The sequence below is a fragment of the Shewanella sp. AC34-MNA-CIBAN-0136 genome, assembly GCF_040309945.1.
In the GTDB taxonomy this organism is placed as follows: Bacteria; Pseudomonadota; Gammaproteobacteria; order Enterobacterales; family Shewanellaceae; genus Shewanella.
On record NZ_JBEOPJ010000013.1, the window covers coordinates 1 to 16197 of the forward strand.

The 16197-nt window shown below is 43.0% G+C and carries 14 protein-coding genes; all 14 read right to left on the reverse strand.

Annotation, left to right across the window (positions count from 1 at the left end):
- Positions 1-470 precede the first annotated feature (470 nt).
- Positions 471-2471 carry a methyl-accepting chemotaxis protein gene (locus AAEY94_RS13590; RefSeq protein WP_350979044.1) on the reverse strand — a complete coding sequence of 667 codons (2001 nt, stop codon included), beginning with the start codon at positions 2469-2471 and terminating at the stop codon, positions 471-473.
- Between the two features lie 296 nt (positions 2472-2767).
- Positions 2768-3574: an alpha/beta fold hydrolase gene (locus tag AAEY94_RS13595; protein WP_350979045.1), complete on the reverse strand. Its 807-nt coding sequence runs from the start codon at positions 3572-3574 to the stop codon at positions 2768-2770.
- A 25-nt stretch (positions 3575-3599) separates the two neighbouring features.
- Positions 3600-3965: a hypothetical protein gene (locus AAEY94_RS13600; protein WP_162023454.1), complete on the reverse strand. Its 366-nt coding sequence runs from the start codon at positions 3963-3965 to the stop codon at positions 3600-3602.
- Between the two features lie 175 nt (positions 3966-4140).
- Positions 4141-5733: an ABC-F family ATPase gene (locus AAEY94_RS13605; protein WP_101086698.1), complete on the reverse strand. Its 1593-nt coding sequence runs from the start codon at positions 5731-5733 to the stop codon at positions 4141-4143.
- 355 nt (positions 5734-6088) lie between these two features.
- Entirely contained in the window at positions 6089-7039 is a 951-nt protein-coding gene (locus AAEY94_RS13610; protein ID WP_350979046.1) for a hypothetical protein, read from the reverse strand.
- A 185-nt stretch (positions 7040-7224) separates the two neighbouring features.
- Positions 7225-8145, reverse strand: coding sequence for a M14 family metallopeptidase (locus AAEY94_RS13615; RefSeq protein WP_350979047.1), 921 nt, complete (start codon positions 8143-8145; stop codon positions 7225-7227).
- A gap of 101 nt (positions 8146-8246) precedes the next feature.
- Positions 8247-9221: a DMT family transporter gene (locus tag AAEY94_RS13620; protein ID WP_350979048.1), complete on the reverse strand. Its 975-nt coding sequence runs from the start codon at positions 9219-9221 to the stop codon at positions 8247-8249.
- 7 nt (positions 9222-9228) lie between these two features.
- The gene (locus AAEY94_RS13625) at positions 9229-9435 is read right to left on the reverse strand and encodes a hypothetical protein (protein ID WP_101087206.1); all 207 of its coding nucleotides are present in this window, start codon (positions 9433-9435) and stop codon (positions 9229-9231) included.
- 203 nt (positions 9436-9638) lie between these two features.
- Complete coding sequence (locus AAEY94_RS13630; protein WP_011636818.1) at positions 9639-10397, reverse strand: SDR family oxidoreductase; 759 nt, start codon at positions 10395-10397, stop codon at positions 9639-9641.
- 12 nt (positions 10398-10409) lie between these two features.
- The gene (gene mmsB / locus AAEY94_RS13635) at positions 10410-11309 is read right to left on the reverse strand and encodes a 3-hydroxyisobutyrate dehydrogenase (protein WP_350979049.1); all 900 of its coding nucleotides are present in this window, start codon (positions 11307-11309) and stop codon (positions 10410-10412) included.
- A 14-nt stretch (positions 11310-11323) separates the two neighbouring features.
- Positions 11324-12442, reverse strand: coding sequence for an enoyl-CoA hydratase/isomerase family protein (locus AAEY94_RS13640; RefSeq protein ID WP_192115251.1), 1119 nt, complete (start codon positions 12440-12442; stop codon positions 11324-11326).
- Positions 12442-13224, reverse strand: a complete 783-nt coding sequence (locus AAEY94_RS13645) for an enoyl-CoA hydratase (RefSeq protein ID WP_162023460.1) — start codon at positions 13222-13224, stop codon at positions 12442-12444. The genes AAEY94_RS13640 and AAEY94_RS13645 overlap by 1 nt, the downstream gene beginning before the upstream one ends.
- A 50-nt stretch (positions 13225-13274) precedes the next feature.
- Entirely contained in the window at positions 13275-14432 is a 1158-nt protein-coding gene (locus AAEY94_RS13650; RefSeq protein ID WP_101086691.1) for an acyl-CoA dehydrogenase family protein, read from the reverse strand.
- A gap of 165 nt (positions 14433-14597) precedes the next feature.
- A complete protein-coding gene (locus AAEY94_RS13655; RefSeq protein WP_192115252.1) occupies positions 14598-16091 on the reverse strand; it encodes a CoA-acylating methylmalonate-semialdehyde dehydrogenase in 1494 nt (497 codons plus the stop codon).
- Between the last annotated feature and the right edge of the window lie 106 nt (positions 16092-16197).

A 16197-nucleotide genomic window follows, 5' to 3' on the forward strand; every position in this document is an offset into this window, starting at 1 on the left:
CCGCTTGTTATCAATTTATAGCCTAGAGACTAGGGCGGACTTCGTCCTGCTAGACGCTGCGCGGCTATAAGAGCGGATAACAGTTGGATCCGTGGTGTAGCAAAAAACCTTCAGACTTGGTTGCTCAAGCTTTTATAGCCTCTAGTCGCGAAGCGTTCTAGCATCTAGGCTCGTTCGCTGTTCTCTCGCTTGTCATCGCCCTAACCGCTTGTTATCGCTTGTTATCAATTTATAGCCTAGAGACTAGGGCGGACTTCGTCCTGCTAGACGCTGCGCGGCTATAAGAGCGGACAATAGTTGGATCCGTGGTGTAGCAAAAAACCTTCAGACTTAGTCGCTCAAGCTTTTATAGCCTCTAGCAGCGAAGCGTTCTAGCATCTAGGCTCGTTCGCTTGTTATCGCCCTTACCGCTTGTTATCGCTTGTTATCGCTCGTTACCGCTTGTTACCGCTTGTTATCGATTTATCGCCTTAGCTTTTAGAAAGGATAAATTTGCTGACTTGTTGTGACATGTCACTGGCATCACTTAATAGGTTGTCATTGAGCAAAGCAATCTGTTGTGATATTTCCTGCGTATGGTGATAGATATCGGTGATTTTCATCGCATTACGATTTACTTCTTCTGCTACGGCCGATTGTTCATGTGTTGAAGCGGCAATTTGTTGGTTCATGCTGTCAATCACGCTAACGTGTTGAGCAATCAATTTAAGCTCATTGCCTGCATGTTGTGACTCTGTAACGCTTTGTTGTGCTTGTACTTGGCCTCGCTGCATAGCACTGACGGCAGTGGCTGCACCCGCTTTAAGGCGCTCGGTCATCGCTTTAATGTCTTCTGTTGAACGTTGTGATCGCTGAGCTAAAGTACGAACCTCATCGGCAACAACGGCAAAACCTCTTCCTTGCTCACCCGCTCTAGCAGCTTCAATTGCCGCATTTAATGCGAGTAAATTAGTTTGGTCAGCAATAGAGCTGATGACCGCTAAAATGGTCACAATATCTTGTACATCTTTATCTAAACGTTCAATACTTTGTGCGGCATTAGCTATCTCTTTAGCCAACAATTGAATCGCATCGCTAGTTTTACTGACATCATTGTTGCCACTCTGCACTTCGATATTGGCATTGGCTGAAGCTTCTGAAACCTGTACCGCATTGGCAGCAATTTCATGGACGGTTGCGCTCATTTCTGTCATAGCAGATGCAACTTGTTCGGCTTCTGACGAACCTTGTTCAACATCGGCTTGCATTGAACGAGTAAAGCCATTCATTTGTTCAACGGCATGAACCAAACTCAATGCATTTTGACGTACGTGGGTAATAACGTGTTCAAATTCTGCCATCATTTGATTAAATGCTATCGAGATTTGGCCAAACTCATCATCAGATTGATGGCTTAAGCGAGTGGTTAAATCAAACTGAGTACCAGCATGCAATATCTGCTTGTGTAGCTGACTTAAACTACGATGCAAATAGCGAGAAACAACCATGCTCATCACAATAGCAAAAATCAGAGCCAGCAATAACACCGCGCCTGTGAGATACATATGCTCAGTTGCTTGTGACAATTTGTCTTGGCTTAATTGCGACAAATCTTGGCTGAATTGTTTTTCAAGCTGAGTTAACAGCTCAATACGTACCGTTGCTATTTTAAACCAATCTTCAGGGCTTTGCTGCGCCATTGCAGCGCTGTCTTGTGCAAAAGCAATTTCACGAAGTTGACTAACATTTGCCATAGCACTGTCTTGTTGGGCTTGTTTAAAAATGCGAATGTTTTCTGGGCTAGCTGCGGCAATAAACCGTTCGGCATAAGTTTGTTGTTCCGCCACCAAAGTGACAAACTTTCGATATAACCCAGGAGGGAACTCACTGCGACCAAAAGTTGTGCTGAGTACTGCTCGCTCTATTCCTGCGCGTTCTTTTAATTGTAAAAATGCTGCGAACGCTTTGAGTGTTATACCTATTTGGCTATCAACACTCTGACTAGCTGCATTATCAACCATAGATAATAATAGGGTGTTAATGCGGGTATAATAACTAACTTGCTCTGCGACACTGATGTTAAGGGCCGTGACATTATTACGCATTTGGCTTAGCTGATTAAATGCTGAAGCAACTTCATTATATGTGGATTGTAATTGTTGCGGAAAATCGTCTTGCTGAGCAACAAGATTAAAACGTTGAATTTGTATGTCTGTTTGAGCACGTTGAGTCACTAAATTGTCTTTAAATGCTTGTCCTTTAGAGCCGAGGAAACCGGCACTCATACCTCGCTCTTTTTGCAGTTCATGTACTAAGGAGCTATTGATAATGGCAACCTGGGTTAAATCAATAACCAGTGCTAACTGATGCTGAGTTTTGTACTCATTATTAAGGTACATACCACCGAATAAAATACTGGTTAATAAAGGGGGAATGACAAGTAAGGCCAGTTTACGCGAAATATTGAGGTTGCTAATCCATTGCCAATTCATACATCATCCTTTTTAAAACACTTGCGATAAGTAAATTTTTCTTCACTGAACCATAAACTAGATTAATAGATTTTGGTAAGTTATTTACAACAAACTCAGATCTTGCTCACAGCTAATTTAGTTTCTTTTAATTTAATAATGCTTTAAATACATATAATTGAATAGTGAAAGTTATTCCACCTGCGTTAACGCCATACTTACGACATTGTCGGACAATAAAATCAATGAATGTTTTTATCGTGAATGGTTGCAGCGATAAACAAACTAAACACTATTTTTAGACCATCAATAACAACTTATAAACTGAGGCAAAACTCACTGATCAATTCAGGCCATTCATTAACCTCATCTATCGAGGCTGCAATGTGTAAGGTCGAATTAGGTATTGTGGCATGTAATTGAATGGCAGTTTCTATGGGATGGGTCTTGTCGCCGTGCCACGCTAAAATCAGGGTTGGCATGGTCAGTTCGGCAAGTTGCTGCTTACTGGGCAGGTCGTTAAGGGCGGCAGCGCGAAACAAATGATCTAGCGTTTGACGTGTCATTAGTTTTAATCCGTCGAGCATGCCTAATACACTATGTTCATGACCATTAATCAGCCAACTTGGAAGTAATTTATCCCAATGTTTAGCGTTTATTTTAGCTAAACCTTTACCACCAAAAATGCGCGCTGCTTTGGCCATTTTATGATATTCGCCTACTTGTGCTGCACGAGCATGCCATGCTGTGGGCGGGTTCATCAAGATTAACCCTTTTACCTTATGCGGATGTTTTAATGCTGCGAACAAACACGTAGCACTGCCCATTGATTGGCCACCTAAAATAAGCGATGGCGTTGGGTTAAAGTGCGTCGCGATACTTATCATGTCATTGGCCAGTTCTGGCCATAAATAGTCTTCTACGCACTTACCGGCAGAAGATAAGCCATGGCCGACGGCATCATAGCGAATAAGCTGTAATTTTTTAGGAAACCGATGCCAGGCATATAAACCAATCGCATCTTCACTTTGGATACTGCCGGTTGACCCATGAGCCCAAATCAGAGTTTGTCCTTTACCATTAATGGAACAATTAAATTGATTGATATTAAATTGCTCTGTCATGATGCGGCACTCCTAATGAGGTTATTTATCCTCTTACTATTTCAATCAACCTATTAATAAATAATTTGATTGCATCTGTGGTATCAAACCGAAATGCTAAACCGTAATGAATTTCACTTAAGCCTTTGTTACGACGAGTTGGAAATCGGGTCATTTGAGCATTGTGATAGTAATCATATTTCGCGTGTACCCCGTCAATCGTAGCCAGCTCAGTGGAAAAAACTTCAAATGCCGGACGAATGATCAGTAATGGCGTTTTTCCTTCTACATGCAAATAAACCGGCTCTTTTAACTCAGGTAGCATGTATTCGGTGACATTCTTAATATTAAAATTAGTACGACATTGCAGTTCATTCAAGGTTGATGCGACTTGTTCAAGGGTGATGCTCATAAAGTAGATGCCTGTGCTGGAGAATGTCATTGATTTATATCACTAGAGTATATGGCCTAGCCGAATAAATAAAAACAAAAAGCCCCGAACAATTGTTCAGGGCTAATGGTGTTAATCAGTGGGCATTGGTTACAAACAATGCTGGTTACTGACAGTACTGGTTATAAAACCAGAATTACGCGTCAATACCTTTACTCACTAAGAATTCGTCGTAAGTGCCTTTAAAGTCATTAATTCCGTTAGGAGTCACTTCAAGAATACGAGTGGCTAGTGACGATACAAATGCACGGTCATGAGACACGAACATTAACGTCCCTTCGTATTTTTCAAGCGCGTTGTTTAACGACTCAATAGATTCCATGTCCATGTGGTTGGTTGGCTCATCGAGTAATAAAATGTTCGGCTTTTGCATGATAAGTTTACCGAAATACATACGGCCTTTCTCACCACCAGATAATACTTTAACTGACTTTTTAATGTCATCTGCACCAAACAACATACGGCCTAAAATACCGCGTACAGATTGATCATCGTCATTTTCTTTGCGCCATTGGCTCATCCACTCGAACAAGGTCATTTCATTAGCAAAATCTGCTTCATGGTCCTGGGCGTAGTAACCAATATTGGCATTTTCAGACCAATTAATGGTGCCATCGTCTTGCGGGATATCATGTACTAAAGTACGTAACAAGGTGGTTTTACCCACACCGTTTTGACCCAAGATAGCAATACGTTCACCCACTTCAACCATTAGGTTAAGTTTGCTGAACAATGGTGTGTCGTAACCTTTGGCTAAGTTTTCAACCACTAATGCATTACGGAACAATTTCTTTTCTTGTTCAAAACGAATAAACGGATTGACGCGGCTTGATGCTTTGATGTCATCTAGCTTAATTTTATCAATTTGCTTAGCGCGTGATGTAGCTTGTTTCGCTTTAGATGCGTTAGCAGAGAAACGGGCTACGAAGGTTTGTAATTCAGCAATTTGCGCTTTCTTCTTGGCGTTGTCACTCATTAAACGTTCACGTGATTGCTGTGCAGCCATCATGTATTCGTCGTAGTTGCCAGGGAACACTCGTAACTCACCGTAATCTAAGTCAGCCATGTGAGTACACACTGAGTTTAAGAAATAACGGTCATGCGAAATAATAATCATGGTGCTGTTACGTTGATTCAACATGTCTTGTAACCAACGAATAGTATCGATGTCCAAGTTGTTGGTAGGTTCATCAAGTAGCAGTAAATCTGGATTTGAGAATAGTGCTTGCGCCAATAACACACGCAATTTAAAACCTGGAGCAATTTCACTCATTAAACCAAAGTGTTGCTCAATGGAAATACCTACACCTAGTAGTAAGTCACCTGCGCGAGATTCAGCAGTGTAACCGTCCATTTCAGCAAATTCCATCTCAAGCTCAGACACTTTGATGCCGTCTTCTTCGCTCATTTCAGGTAAAGAATAAATACGGTCACGTTCTTGCTTTACTTTCCACAGTTCTCTGTGGCCCATGATCACAGTATCGACTACTGAAAAGTTTTCGTAGGCAAACTGGTCCTGGTTTAATTTACCCATGCGTTCGTTAACATCTATAGAGACGTTACCGCTTGATGGCTCTAAATCACCGGCAAGGATTTTCATAAAGGTGGATTTACCACAACCATTCGCGCCAATTAAACCGTAGCGATTACCGCCACCAAATTTTACTGAGAGATTTTCAAACAGTGGCTTAGCGCCAAACTGCATCGTGATGTTAGCTGTTGTAATCAAAATGAAATTCCAAATCGTGTTGTGTGTTAAAGCCCATATCAAATTGTAGTCTACTTGCTCGAGTTGACATCTATATGACTCAAGCAAACAAAAATGATATTGAAACTGGCATACGGCAGAGCCGAGGTAAATACGAAGCGCGACAGTGTAAGGATTTTTGGCCTAATTATCAACCTAGCAATGATACAAATACTGCCCGTTTTGAGATGTGACGGTGATGAAAGAAGTATTTGCGCGTCATTATAAATGTCTAAATAGCGATAATGCGTCAGCGTTGATTTAATGCCGAAAACCTAGAGCCGCTTTCGGCATCAACCATAACCTTGTGAACCGTTTAGTAAAAATCTTAATTACATTATACCTTTGCAGGTTCAGCCACATCATCTGAGAGAGTTTCAGCTTGGGAAAAGCAGTTTTGTAGAATTTTTTTAGACGGATATACACCCACAGCACTATCAATCATCTGCGCATCAAAATCGATAATAATTGGAATTAAATTAGTTGCTTTGGTGATTTGACGTTTTCTCAATGCTTTCAATATACTGATGTCTGCTTTTGATGGAGTGTTGTCAAAAGTAAAATACAGATAATGAATCGTACTTTGAGACGTCATCCCTAGGGTTTTCTTCAACCCAAGTAACGCAGTAAATAACTGCTCATGCTGAGCTTGAACTTGCTCAATTGACACCTTACCCATATCAATTACAGATATTGAAATAATATTGTTAAAATACTTTTTCGCCGCAATAAATGCTATGCCTTCAACTTTGGGTTTACCTTCTGTCTCAATAACAGATAGGTCTAACTCAGTAAAGTCATTGCTATTGATTAAGATATCTTTCAATCGCTCACGCCCAGTCGCTAACGAGCTAAAATAAGCCGCCTTTTTTTGCATGCGCTGTCTAACGTAAAGTGCTAATGAGCCACAAAGCAGTAAAAAAACTATTTTCCCACCGATACGATGCCAGAAATCGAGGTATGGAGCTTGAGGTAATACCACGCCAGCCTCTAAAACGAGTCCAGTGACTTCCAAGGGGGTTAAGTCTATATACAAGTCTTGTTGTGACAACATTCCAGCAAAACGGCCATCATAATTCCACAGTGGTAGAAACAATATATCAACAGATTTATAGATATAACCTACATCAATGAATTCACCATCTTGTGTTTGAAAACGTGGATCATCAGGAAGTGCCACAACAGGTACAATGTTTTCACCACCGAAAGAGATTAAACCCGCTTTGGCGTGTGCAAGATGGGGCGTCATCAATAAACAGAATAGACATAGCAACAGAGTATTTTTCATTTTAATCCTTTATTAATAAAAAATAGGCGACTAGCGAGGAGGCTAATCAATAACCGAGGAACCACAGGTTTTAACAGCAATGAGTCTTTTAGATTCCATTCAAACAGCGACTCACCGCCATTATACTAAAATATGTCTAGACGACAACGGCATCGCTTGTAATCGTCTATATCACTTAACGTTTTTTAGAGCTTCAAATAACCAATAAGATAATCCAATCCACCAGTGATAGCGGCGACTTGAGCATCGTTACATTCTTGCGCTGTCACGTTTGGACTGTCTGGATAAACCTCTGTGGTGGTATTGAAGTGATTGTCAGTAATACCAGCACATAAACTGAGTTTTTTGACCGGATAGTTAATCACCCCAAATTGCTCAATCGGTACTTCAATTAATTGTCCATTATCGTCAGGCGCGATATGAGTCACTTTAGCCACTGAATCAATCACTGCTTTTTGGAACGCTGGAGTTGGGTTATCACTGTCGCCGACTAGGTAGAAACCGTCAGGAATAATGCCTTTATCGTATTCAACGCCATCACGTGCAGACAGCAAAGGTCTAAACTCTAACTCATCAGTGTCGGTGGTTTCATGCAAATCAATGTGGGCATATACCTCACCTAAACTCGCGACAAATGCTATCAATGCAGCAGACTCTTCTGCTGGGCTATCGGCATAAAAAGAGCGATTAGGATCGATGGCTTTCGGGTTCCAGCGATTAACGGTTTCATAACCCCAAGGGCTAATGCACGGCGCGATGGCCACATTAAAATACTGAGTATAATCCTGTGCTTTAGTGGCTAAAAACTGAATCGCGCCATGAACACCGCTGGTTTCATAACCGTGTACCCCACCGGTCACAAGAATGGTTTTTTTATTGCTATCCCACTGCTGAGATTTAAATGCAAACAGTGGATACTTATCAGCGTCATAAGATAATGCGCCGTATTGTACTTGTTCAAACGGACCAGTAATCTGAGCCAGTTTACTCACCACTTCATCTTGATATGAGCGCTTTATGGCAACTTGTGCTAACCATTGTGCTTTATCTGCATCGGTCCATTTTTGACCTGGTGTACCAATTGGATACGGTGTTGAATTGCTCATATAACCTCGTTAATCATTTATTTTATTGAGTTATGTATGTGTAAGTCACTTGGTTTTAACTGATGTTTATTGCTCAACTATTTGTTTACTTATATACCGTTTTACTGACCATTTCGCTGGCTAACTGGATGGGCTTTGGCAAAGATAACCAATGCAATCCCAACAAAGATAATGCCAGCCGATACACCTAGATGAAAACTGATCATTTCATCTAAAAAGAGAATACCGCCCACTGCGGCAATCACAGGTACCGTTAATTGTAAAACCGCGGCATGGGTTGATGTGAGTCCACGCAATGCTTGATACCACAACGCATAACCAATACCCGAAGCAATTGCACCTGATAAGAAGGCTAACAACACTCCTTTGGCAGACAATACCGTTGTTTGTGGTATTGAGACTAATTGTGGCGCTGAGGTTAATTGTGGCGCTGAGGTTAATTGAGGTAAGAGCCACACCACCAATATCATCACCGCGACCAGAGGTAAACTGCGAATAAAGTTATAACCTGTATCAAATAATGGGTTAACTGACTTTTTGCCAAGCAAAGTATATCCACCCCAAGCACAGCCGCTGATCGCCATTAGCACTAAGCCGGTCATCGAAGGCGCACTCACGCCGGGCAACACTAAATAAGCAAAACCACTAAAAGCCAATAATGCGCCAATCCATTCAAGTAGGGTTAAGCGTTGGCCTTGAACATAGCTGATTAACATCATGCTAATTTGCACCGCGGCAAACAAAATCAACGCACCAGTGGCGGTATCGAGTAGCACATAGGCGTATGAAAAAGTCACCGCGTAGATAAACAGTAATCCACCCGCAAACATGCTGCCACGACTAGCAGAGTTACTCACTGTGGTTTTAGTACCTCGCAACAGCATTAATAACCACAATACCAACGCACCAGCAACTAAACGAATAGCAGTAAAACTACTGGGATCAATGAGTGCCGGAGTTTGTTGGGTCGATAATGCCATACGACACAAAACTGAATTGGCAGCAAAGGCGACCAAGGCAATTAAGGTATATAAAGCGATAGAAAACCTTGATAAAAATGCGGATAAGCTAGACATAATAGAGCTACTTAGTCGATTTTTTGAAACTAAATTTATGAGTAAACCACTGTATTACAGCCACTTGCTGTACGTGGGTTAAGCCAAAGTAAACACAAATCCACGGTGAAATGAGTAAAAACCACGGGAGCGCCGCAGTCGAGCGACCTGAAAACAATAAATACAAAAAACCGCCATAGATAATAATCACGCCCAGAATGCCTACGATTAGCATGATTTTTTTAAGCAGGTATTCTAACTTCGCCACGTCATTAATCCTTAAAAGTAAAAAAATCACGCCGAGCATAAGCTCGGCGTGACAACATCATAACAAACTGAATGCAGGGAATACCAATCACATTCATTATATGAAAGTGCGCAACGCGTTATATTGCGCTGAGCGAACAGATAATGAGCACAATGAATATACTCTATCGCTTATAAGCGAATACCGCCGTCAATTTCAAATACACGGCCGTTAACGTAATCGTTTTCAATAATAAAACGTACGGTTGCAGCCACTTCTTCAGGCTGACCTAAGCGCCCTACTGGGACCATTTTTTCTAAACGCTCTAATGCTTCAGGTTTCATCGCTGCGGTCATTTCGGTAGCAATAACACCAGGAGCCACAGCGGCACTGCGAATATTATGACGGGCTAACTCTTTTGCCCACCCAACCGACATTGCAGCAACGCCTGCTTTAGACGCTGAGTAGTTAGATTGCCCCATGTTACCGGCTTTAGCAACGCTAGAGATATTAATAATTACCCCTGCTTGCTTGGTTTCAATCATCGCTGCTGCGGCTTCACGTCCACATAAAAAAGTGCCAGTTAAGTTAACATTGATGACAGACTGAAACTGCTGATACGACATGCGATCGGTGACAACGCCATCTTTGGCTTTAATCATTAGCCCATCACGTAAAATACCGGCATTGTTAATTAACACATTCACTTTACCAAAGTCTTCAACGATAAATTTAAAGCCAGAGACCACATCTTCTTCATCAGTAATGTCTAGGGCGTAACCTTGAACTTCAGTTACAGAACCTAAATCAGCACAAGCTTGTTCAAGTTTAGCCTGATCAACATCGATAAGCGCCAATTTAGCACCTTGGGCAGCTAAATCATGCGCCATAGCGAGACCTAACCCACCAGCTCCGCCAGTAATGACGACAACCTTATCTTTTAATTCCATCAACTGAATCCTTTATTTTTTCTTTGAAAATTGTTCAAAAATACTCGAAAAATCGCGACGACCATGACCTTGGCGAGCATGATTAACATATAAACTGCGAGCCAGAGAACCCATTGGTGTGCTTGAATTAGAGGCGACCGCCGCTTCTTGCGACAACCCTAAATCTTTAACCATCAAGTCAACCATAAAGCCACCTTGGTAATCTTTTGACGACGGCACATTCTCCATCACATCTGGGCATGGATTGTACTTTTCTAACGTCCAGTTACCGCCGCTACTGACTTTCATGATATCAGACAACACTTTAGGATCTAAACCATTATCCAAACCAAGTTGTAATGACTCGCTAGTACCCACCATTAACACAGACAACAGCATGTTATTACAAATTTTAGCAATTTGACCTGCACCTACTACACCAGCGTGAAAAATATTGCCGCCCATAACCGTTAATACCGTTTGCGCTTGTTGATAGGCTGCTTCACTACCACCACAAATAAAGGTTAAGGTACCGGCTGCCGCGCCTGCTGTGCCGCCTGATACTGGCGCATCCATAAATTCGATGCCCTTTTCGGCGGCTTTTGCACCCACTAAACGGGCACTGTCGGCATCTATGGTTGAGCAATCTATCAGTAATGCCTGTTTAGACACGACATCTAACAAACCTTTATTATTGTCATCGCCTAGGTACAAGCTGCGAACATGCTTGCCTGCTGGCAGCATGGTAATCACAAAATCGGCGGCTGCCGCTGCGCCGCACGCGGTTTTAGCACTGAGTGCGCCTTGCGCCGTTAACGCTTCTACTGCGACAGTGTTTAAGTCAAACACAGTGACTGTCATACCCGCGTTAACTAAATTGGCCGCCATTGGGCCACCCATGTTACCTAAACCAATAAATGCTACTGTTGCCATTTCGTTAATCCTTTTTAAGTAAAGTCTGCTAATGGGTGTCTATCTTCAGCCCAAGGCGAGGTAACCAATTGGGTCACTTTATTCGCATCCACTGCGTCTACATCTGCAAATAACCATTTAGGTTGGCGATCTTTATCAATCAGTAAGGCGCGAACACCTTCGCAAAAATCACCCATAGAGCAACAATTGACACTCACACCTAACTCCCACTTAAAGCAATCAGCTAAGCTAAGTTCTGTGCCAAGTTCTGCCTGAGCAAAAATCAAGTGCCAGCTAATAGGACTGCCAGCTAACGCGGTCTTTTGGGCTCGTTTTAGCCAATCAAGCTCAGTGTTTAATGTCGATAATTGATGATGCACATCAAGGATGTCACCCGCCATCAACAAATCAATTTGTGCTTGAAATTGTTGCAGTTGGCTAACGGATAATGCCGCTAAGTGTGGCTGACTCATATTGGTCAACAATCCGCTTAGCAGTTGATGGTTTATCTCACTATCTTGACTCCAAGCCAGTTCAGCCATGGCATCGAATAACGGCTCTTTTTCATCGCTATTAAGAAGATGATTCCCTAAACCGACATACAGCGCATCTGCACAGTTCATGTTGTAAGCGGTTAAGCCTAAAAACAACCCTGTTTTTCCCGGCATACGGTTTAAAAAGTAGCTACCGCCAACGTCTGGGTATAAACCAATGGTCACTTCAGGCATTGCAATACGGCTACGCTCGGTAACAACACGATGGCTCCCGCCCGCCATTAGCCCGAGTCCACCGCCCATAACAATGCCGTCACCCCACACTAAAACGGGTTTGCCGAATTGATGCAGTAAATAATCAAGTTGGTATTCTTGGGTAAAGAACTCACACGCCTCTGTGGTCATGTTGTTCGGATTGGCGATGGATGCATGGTAAATGGCACGTACATCTCCACCAGCGCAAAAGGCTTTTTCGCCGGCGCCATCAAGCACAACACACGCAATACTGTCGTCTTGTTGCCATTTAGTGAGTTGTGCTTGCATTGCTGCAACCATGTCGAGGGTTAATGCATTAAGTGCTTTTTCAATATTCAGAGTTACCACGCCAATAGATTGACCTGATAACGTGCCTAAGGTTTGAAATATTACATCTTGAGTCATTAGCAGTTCTTCCAGTTTGGGGCGCGTTTTTGTAAAAAGGCCTTCACACCTTCAGCCTGATCTTCGGTATTAAATAAGCCAACAAACAGTTCACGCTCAAGCGGTAATGCTTGAGTTCGCGGCATAGTTCGTCCAGCTTGAATAAGGGTTTTACATACGCTGACACTACTAGGTGATTGCTTAGCCACTTTCGCTGCTAGCGCCACTGCGGCATCTAAGACATGGCCTTGTTCAACGACTTCTTCCACTAAGCCAATTTTTTCAGCCTTCGCAGCATCAATACGCTCGCCACATAAAATCATCCGTTTTGCCCAACCTTCACCCACTAATGCGGTTAAGTTTTGGGTGCCACCAGCACAAGGCAGTAAACCCACTGAGGCCTCAGGCAATGCCAATTGGGCTTGCGCTTCTGCAATTCGTAAATCACAAGCTAATGCCACTTCTAACCCGCCGCCCATGGCATAACCATTAATGGCTGCAATAGATACACCTCTAAACGCACTTAAGGCTTCAAACGCTTCGCCGAAATGTGTTGCCATGGAAGCTGCATTGTCTTTATCGCCGTCGGCAAACAAATTCAAATCAGCACCTGCTGAGAAAAACTTGTCACCTTGACCGGTGATCACAAGCGCATAAACATCTTTGTTTTGATTCAGTTCGAGCACGATATGTTTCAGCGCTTGCAAACTGTCAGCGGTCCAAGTATTAGCTGGCGGATTATTCAGAGTCAAAATGGCCGTGTGGCCGACTATATGTTTTAGAATTGCAGGGTGTGTAGTCATAATGCTATGTCCTTATGCTAAAGCTAGTGAGTCACGAATGGAACCGCTAATTACAGGATCGGATGAGCATCGCTAGCGAGCAAACGGCGAGCAATAATCAGGCGCATAATTTCATTAGTGCCTTCTAAAATCTGGTGCACGCGCACATCTCTGAAATGACGTTCTAAAGGGTATTCACGGATATAACCGTAACCGCCGTGAATTTGTAGCGCACCGTCACACACTTGGAAACCTACATCGGTCGCAAAACGTTTCGCCATAGCACAATAAGCGCTGGCTTCAGGGTCTTGAGTGTCTAATTTAAAAGCTGCTAAACGTACCATTTGACGGGCAGCCACTAATTCGGTTGCCATGTCAGCCAGTTTAAACTGCAATGCTTGGAATGCCGCCAGCGGTTTACCAAATTGCTTTCGCTCATTCATGTATTGAGTTGCGCGAGTCAGTGCAGCTTGCGCGGTGCCAATTGAACAGGTGGCAATGTTAATACGTCCGCCGTCTAGGCCTTTCATCGCAAAGGTAAAACCTTGGCCTTCTTCACCAAGTAAATTGGCAGCCGGTACACGCACGTTTTCAAAACTGATCATTCTTGTTGGCTGTGCATTCCAACCCATTTTATCTTCTGCTTTTCCGTAAGTGACGCCTACTGCATCTGCTGGTACGGCAATCGCTGAAATCCCTTTAGGGCCAGATTCACCAGTACGGCACATAACTACTAGTAACTCAGTTTCACCGGCACCAGAGATAAACATTTTTGAACCAGTGATCAAGTAATCATCACCATCACGCACAGCTTTAGTTTGCAATGAAGCGGCATCGCTGCCAGCACCAGGTTCTGTTAAACAATAAGATGCTAATAACTGCCCTGTGGTTAAGCCTTCTGACCACTGCTTGCGCAAGGTTTCTGTACCCCACGTAGTCACCATCCAGGTTGCCATATTATGAATAGTTAACATTGCTGTGGTGGCTGTACAACCATGGGCTAATTCTTCAAAAATAATTGAAGCGTCTAACCGGGATAAGCCCATGCCGCCTTCTGATTCTGGCGAATACAAAGAACAAAAGCCCAGTTCCCCGGCTTTTTGAATAACGTCTTTAGGAAAATGATGTTCTTCATCCCACTTGGCGGCGAATGGCGCGAGTTCTTCGGCAGCGAATTGACGGGCTAAATCAGCAAACTGACGCTGATCTTCGTTTAAATTAAAATCCATGCTGGACTCCTAATATTGTCTTGGATGACTCTTGGGTCATTTATTGCCTTAGCCGCATACCGCTTTAAGCGGTTAACTCATTACTAGCTGCAATGGGAGGTAAGGTGGTCTTGTTGTTTAGCGAAAAATATTACCGTGACAGCGTCACGGCAATAAACATCATTTCTATTTAAGATCAATACTCATGTTAGGACCGCTAACGGCTTCTGAGTCAAACCAACGGGTGGTGATGGTTTTGGTTTCTGTGCAGAAACGTACCGCTTGCTTGCCGTAGGCGTGTTGGTCACCATAGAAACTGCCTTTCCAACCTGTGAATGAGAAGAATGGTAATGGCACCGGAATTGGCACGTTAATACCCACTTGGCCTACTTCAATTTCATGTTGATATTTACGTGCAGCTCCGCCTGATGCAGTAAAGATTGAGGTACCGTTACCGTAAGGGCTGTTGTTAACCAGTTCGATAGCATCGTCTAAGTTATCCGCTTCCATACAACACAGTACCGGACCAAAAATCTCTTCTTTGTAAATGCTCATGTCGGTGGTGACATTGGTAAACATGGTTGGGCCAACCCAGTTACCCGACTCGTAACCTGCAACGGTGAAATCGGTTCCATCGAGTAAGCAATCAGCACCTTCAGCTTTACCTTGAGCAATCAATTTGAGTACGCGCTCTTTTGCTGCTGGACTGATAACAGGGCCGTAAGCAGCATCTTTGTCATCCCATAAACCAGGACGAACCTTAGCTAACGCTTCTTTTAATTCAGGGATCCACTCTTTGGCTTTACCGACAAAAATAGCGACTGAAATCGCCATACAACGCTGACCAGCAGCACCAACAGAGGCTCCAACCATGTTATTGATCACTTGCTGCTTGTTCGCATCAGGCATGATCACACAATGGTTTTTAGCACCTGCAAACGCTTGAACACGTTTTAGGTTGTCGGTACCAGTTTTATAAATGTATTGGCCAACACCCACAGAACCAACAAACGAAATCGCTTTAATGGCTGGGTCTCTCAGCAAGATGTCTACTGCTGTTTTGTCGCCATGAATAAGTTGCAACACGCCTTTTGGCGCGCCTGCTTCAACAAACAATTCAACTAAACGCTGTGGCGTCATAGGATCTTGTTCTGACGGTTTTAAAATAAACGTGTTACCGCAAGCAATCGATAACGGGAACATCCATAGCGGGATCATCGCAGGGAAGTTAAACGGAGTAATACCGGCACATACACCTAATGGTTGAGTGTAGCTATAGGTATCGATATTACGAGCGACGTTTTCAACGGTTTCGCCCATCATTAACGAGGCAACACCACAAGCATGTTCAGCAACTTCAATGCCGCGCCATACATCACCTTTAGCATCTTCAAAAGTTTTACCGGTCTCGTGAGCTAAAATAGTTGCTAGTTCATCGTGATGCTCTTTGAGCAAATGTTGATAACGCAACATGACGCGCGCACGTTCAGACACGGGGACTTCTTTCCAGGTTTTAAACGCTTCTTTGGCACTGTGAATGGCCTGCTCTACTTCGGCAGTAGTAGCGCAGTTAATTTTAGCAATAACGCTATTATTGGCTGGATTGGTCACATCAATATTGCGATCGCCGCTGCCATAAGTGAATTCGCCATCAATATAATGCTTAACTTGTGTGATCATGTTGTTTTCCTCGATCCTTGAACATCTTATGAGTGAATAACATCACTCGTATTGAGTTACTGCGCAGGTAATGCGATTTATTATGTTTGTCAGTCGCACATATTAA

What these genes read in the sequence shown, in the direction of transcription:
- AAEY94_RS13590 (WP_350979044.1), bottom strand. Translation starts at nt 2,471, where the DNA reads ATGAATTGGCAATGGATTAGCAACCTCAATATTTCGCGTAAACTGGCC.
- AAEY94_RS13595 (WP_350979045.1), bottom strand. Translation starts at nt 3,574, where the DNA reads ATGACAGAGCAATTTAATATCAATCAATTTAATTGTTCCATTAATGGT.
- AAEY94_RS13600 (WP_162023454.1), bottom strand. Translation starts at nt 3,965, where the DNA reads ATGAGCATCACCCTTGAACAAGTCGCATCAACCTTGAATGAACTGCAA.
- AAEY94_RS13610 (WP_350979046.1), bottom strand. Translation starts at nt 7,039, where the DNA reads ATGAAAAATACTCTGTTGCTATGTCTATTCTGTTTATTGATGACGCCC.
- AAEY94_RS13615 (WP_350979047.1), bottom strand. Translation starts at nt 8,145, where the DNA reads ATGAGCAATTCAACACCGTATCCAATTGGTACACCAGGTCAAAAATGG.
- AAEY94_RS13620 (WP_350979048.1), bottom strand. Translation starts at nt 9,221, where the DNA reads ATGTCTAGCTTATCCGCATTTTTATCAAGGTTTTCTATCGCTTTATAT.
- AAEY94_RS13625 (WP_101087206.1), bottom strand. Translation starts at nt 9,435, where the DNA reads ATGCTAATCGTAGGCATTCTGGGCGTGATTATTATCTATGGCGGTTTT.
- AAEY94_RS13630 (WP_011636818.1), bottom strand. Translation starts at nt 10,397, where the DNA reads ATGGAATTAAAAGATAAGGTTGTCGTCATTACTGGCGGAGCTGGTGGG.
- mmsB (WP_350979049.1), bottom strand. Translation starts at nt 11,309, where the DNA reads ATGGCAACAGTAGCATTTATTGGTTTAGGTAACATGGGTGGCCCAATG.
- AAEY94_RS13640 (WP_192115251.1), bottom strand. Translation starts at nt 12,442, where the DNA reads ATGACTCAAGATGTAATATTTCAAACCTTAGGCACGTTATCAGGTCAA.
- AAEY94_RS13645 (WP_162023460.1), bottom strand. Translation starts at nt 13,224, where the DNA reads ATGACTACACACCCTGCAATTCTAAAACATATAGTCGGCCACACGGCC.
- AAEY94_RS13650 (WP_101086691.1), bottom strand. Translation starts at nt 14,432, where the DNA reads ATGGATTTTAATTTAAACGAAGATCAGCGTCAGTTTGCTGATTTAGCC.
- AAEY94_RS13655 (WP_192115252.1), bottom strand. Translation starts at nt 16,091, where the DNA reads ATGATCACACAAGTTAAGCATTATATTGATGGCGAATTCACTTATGGC.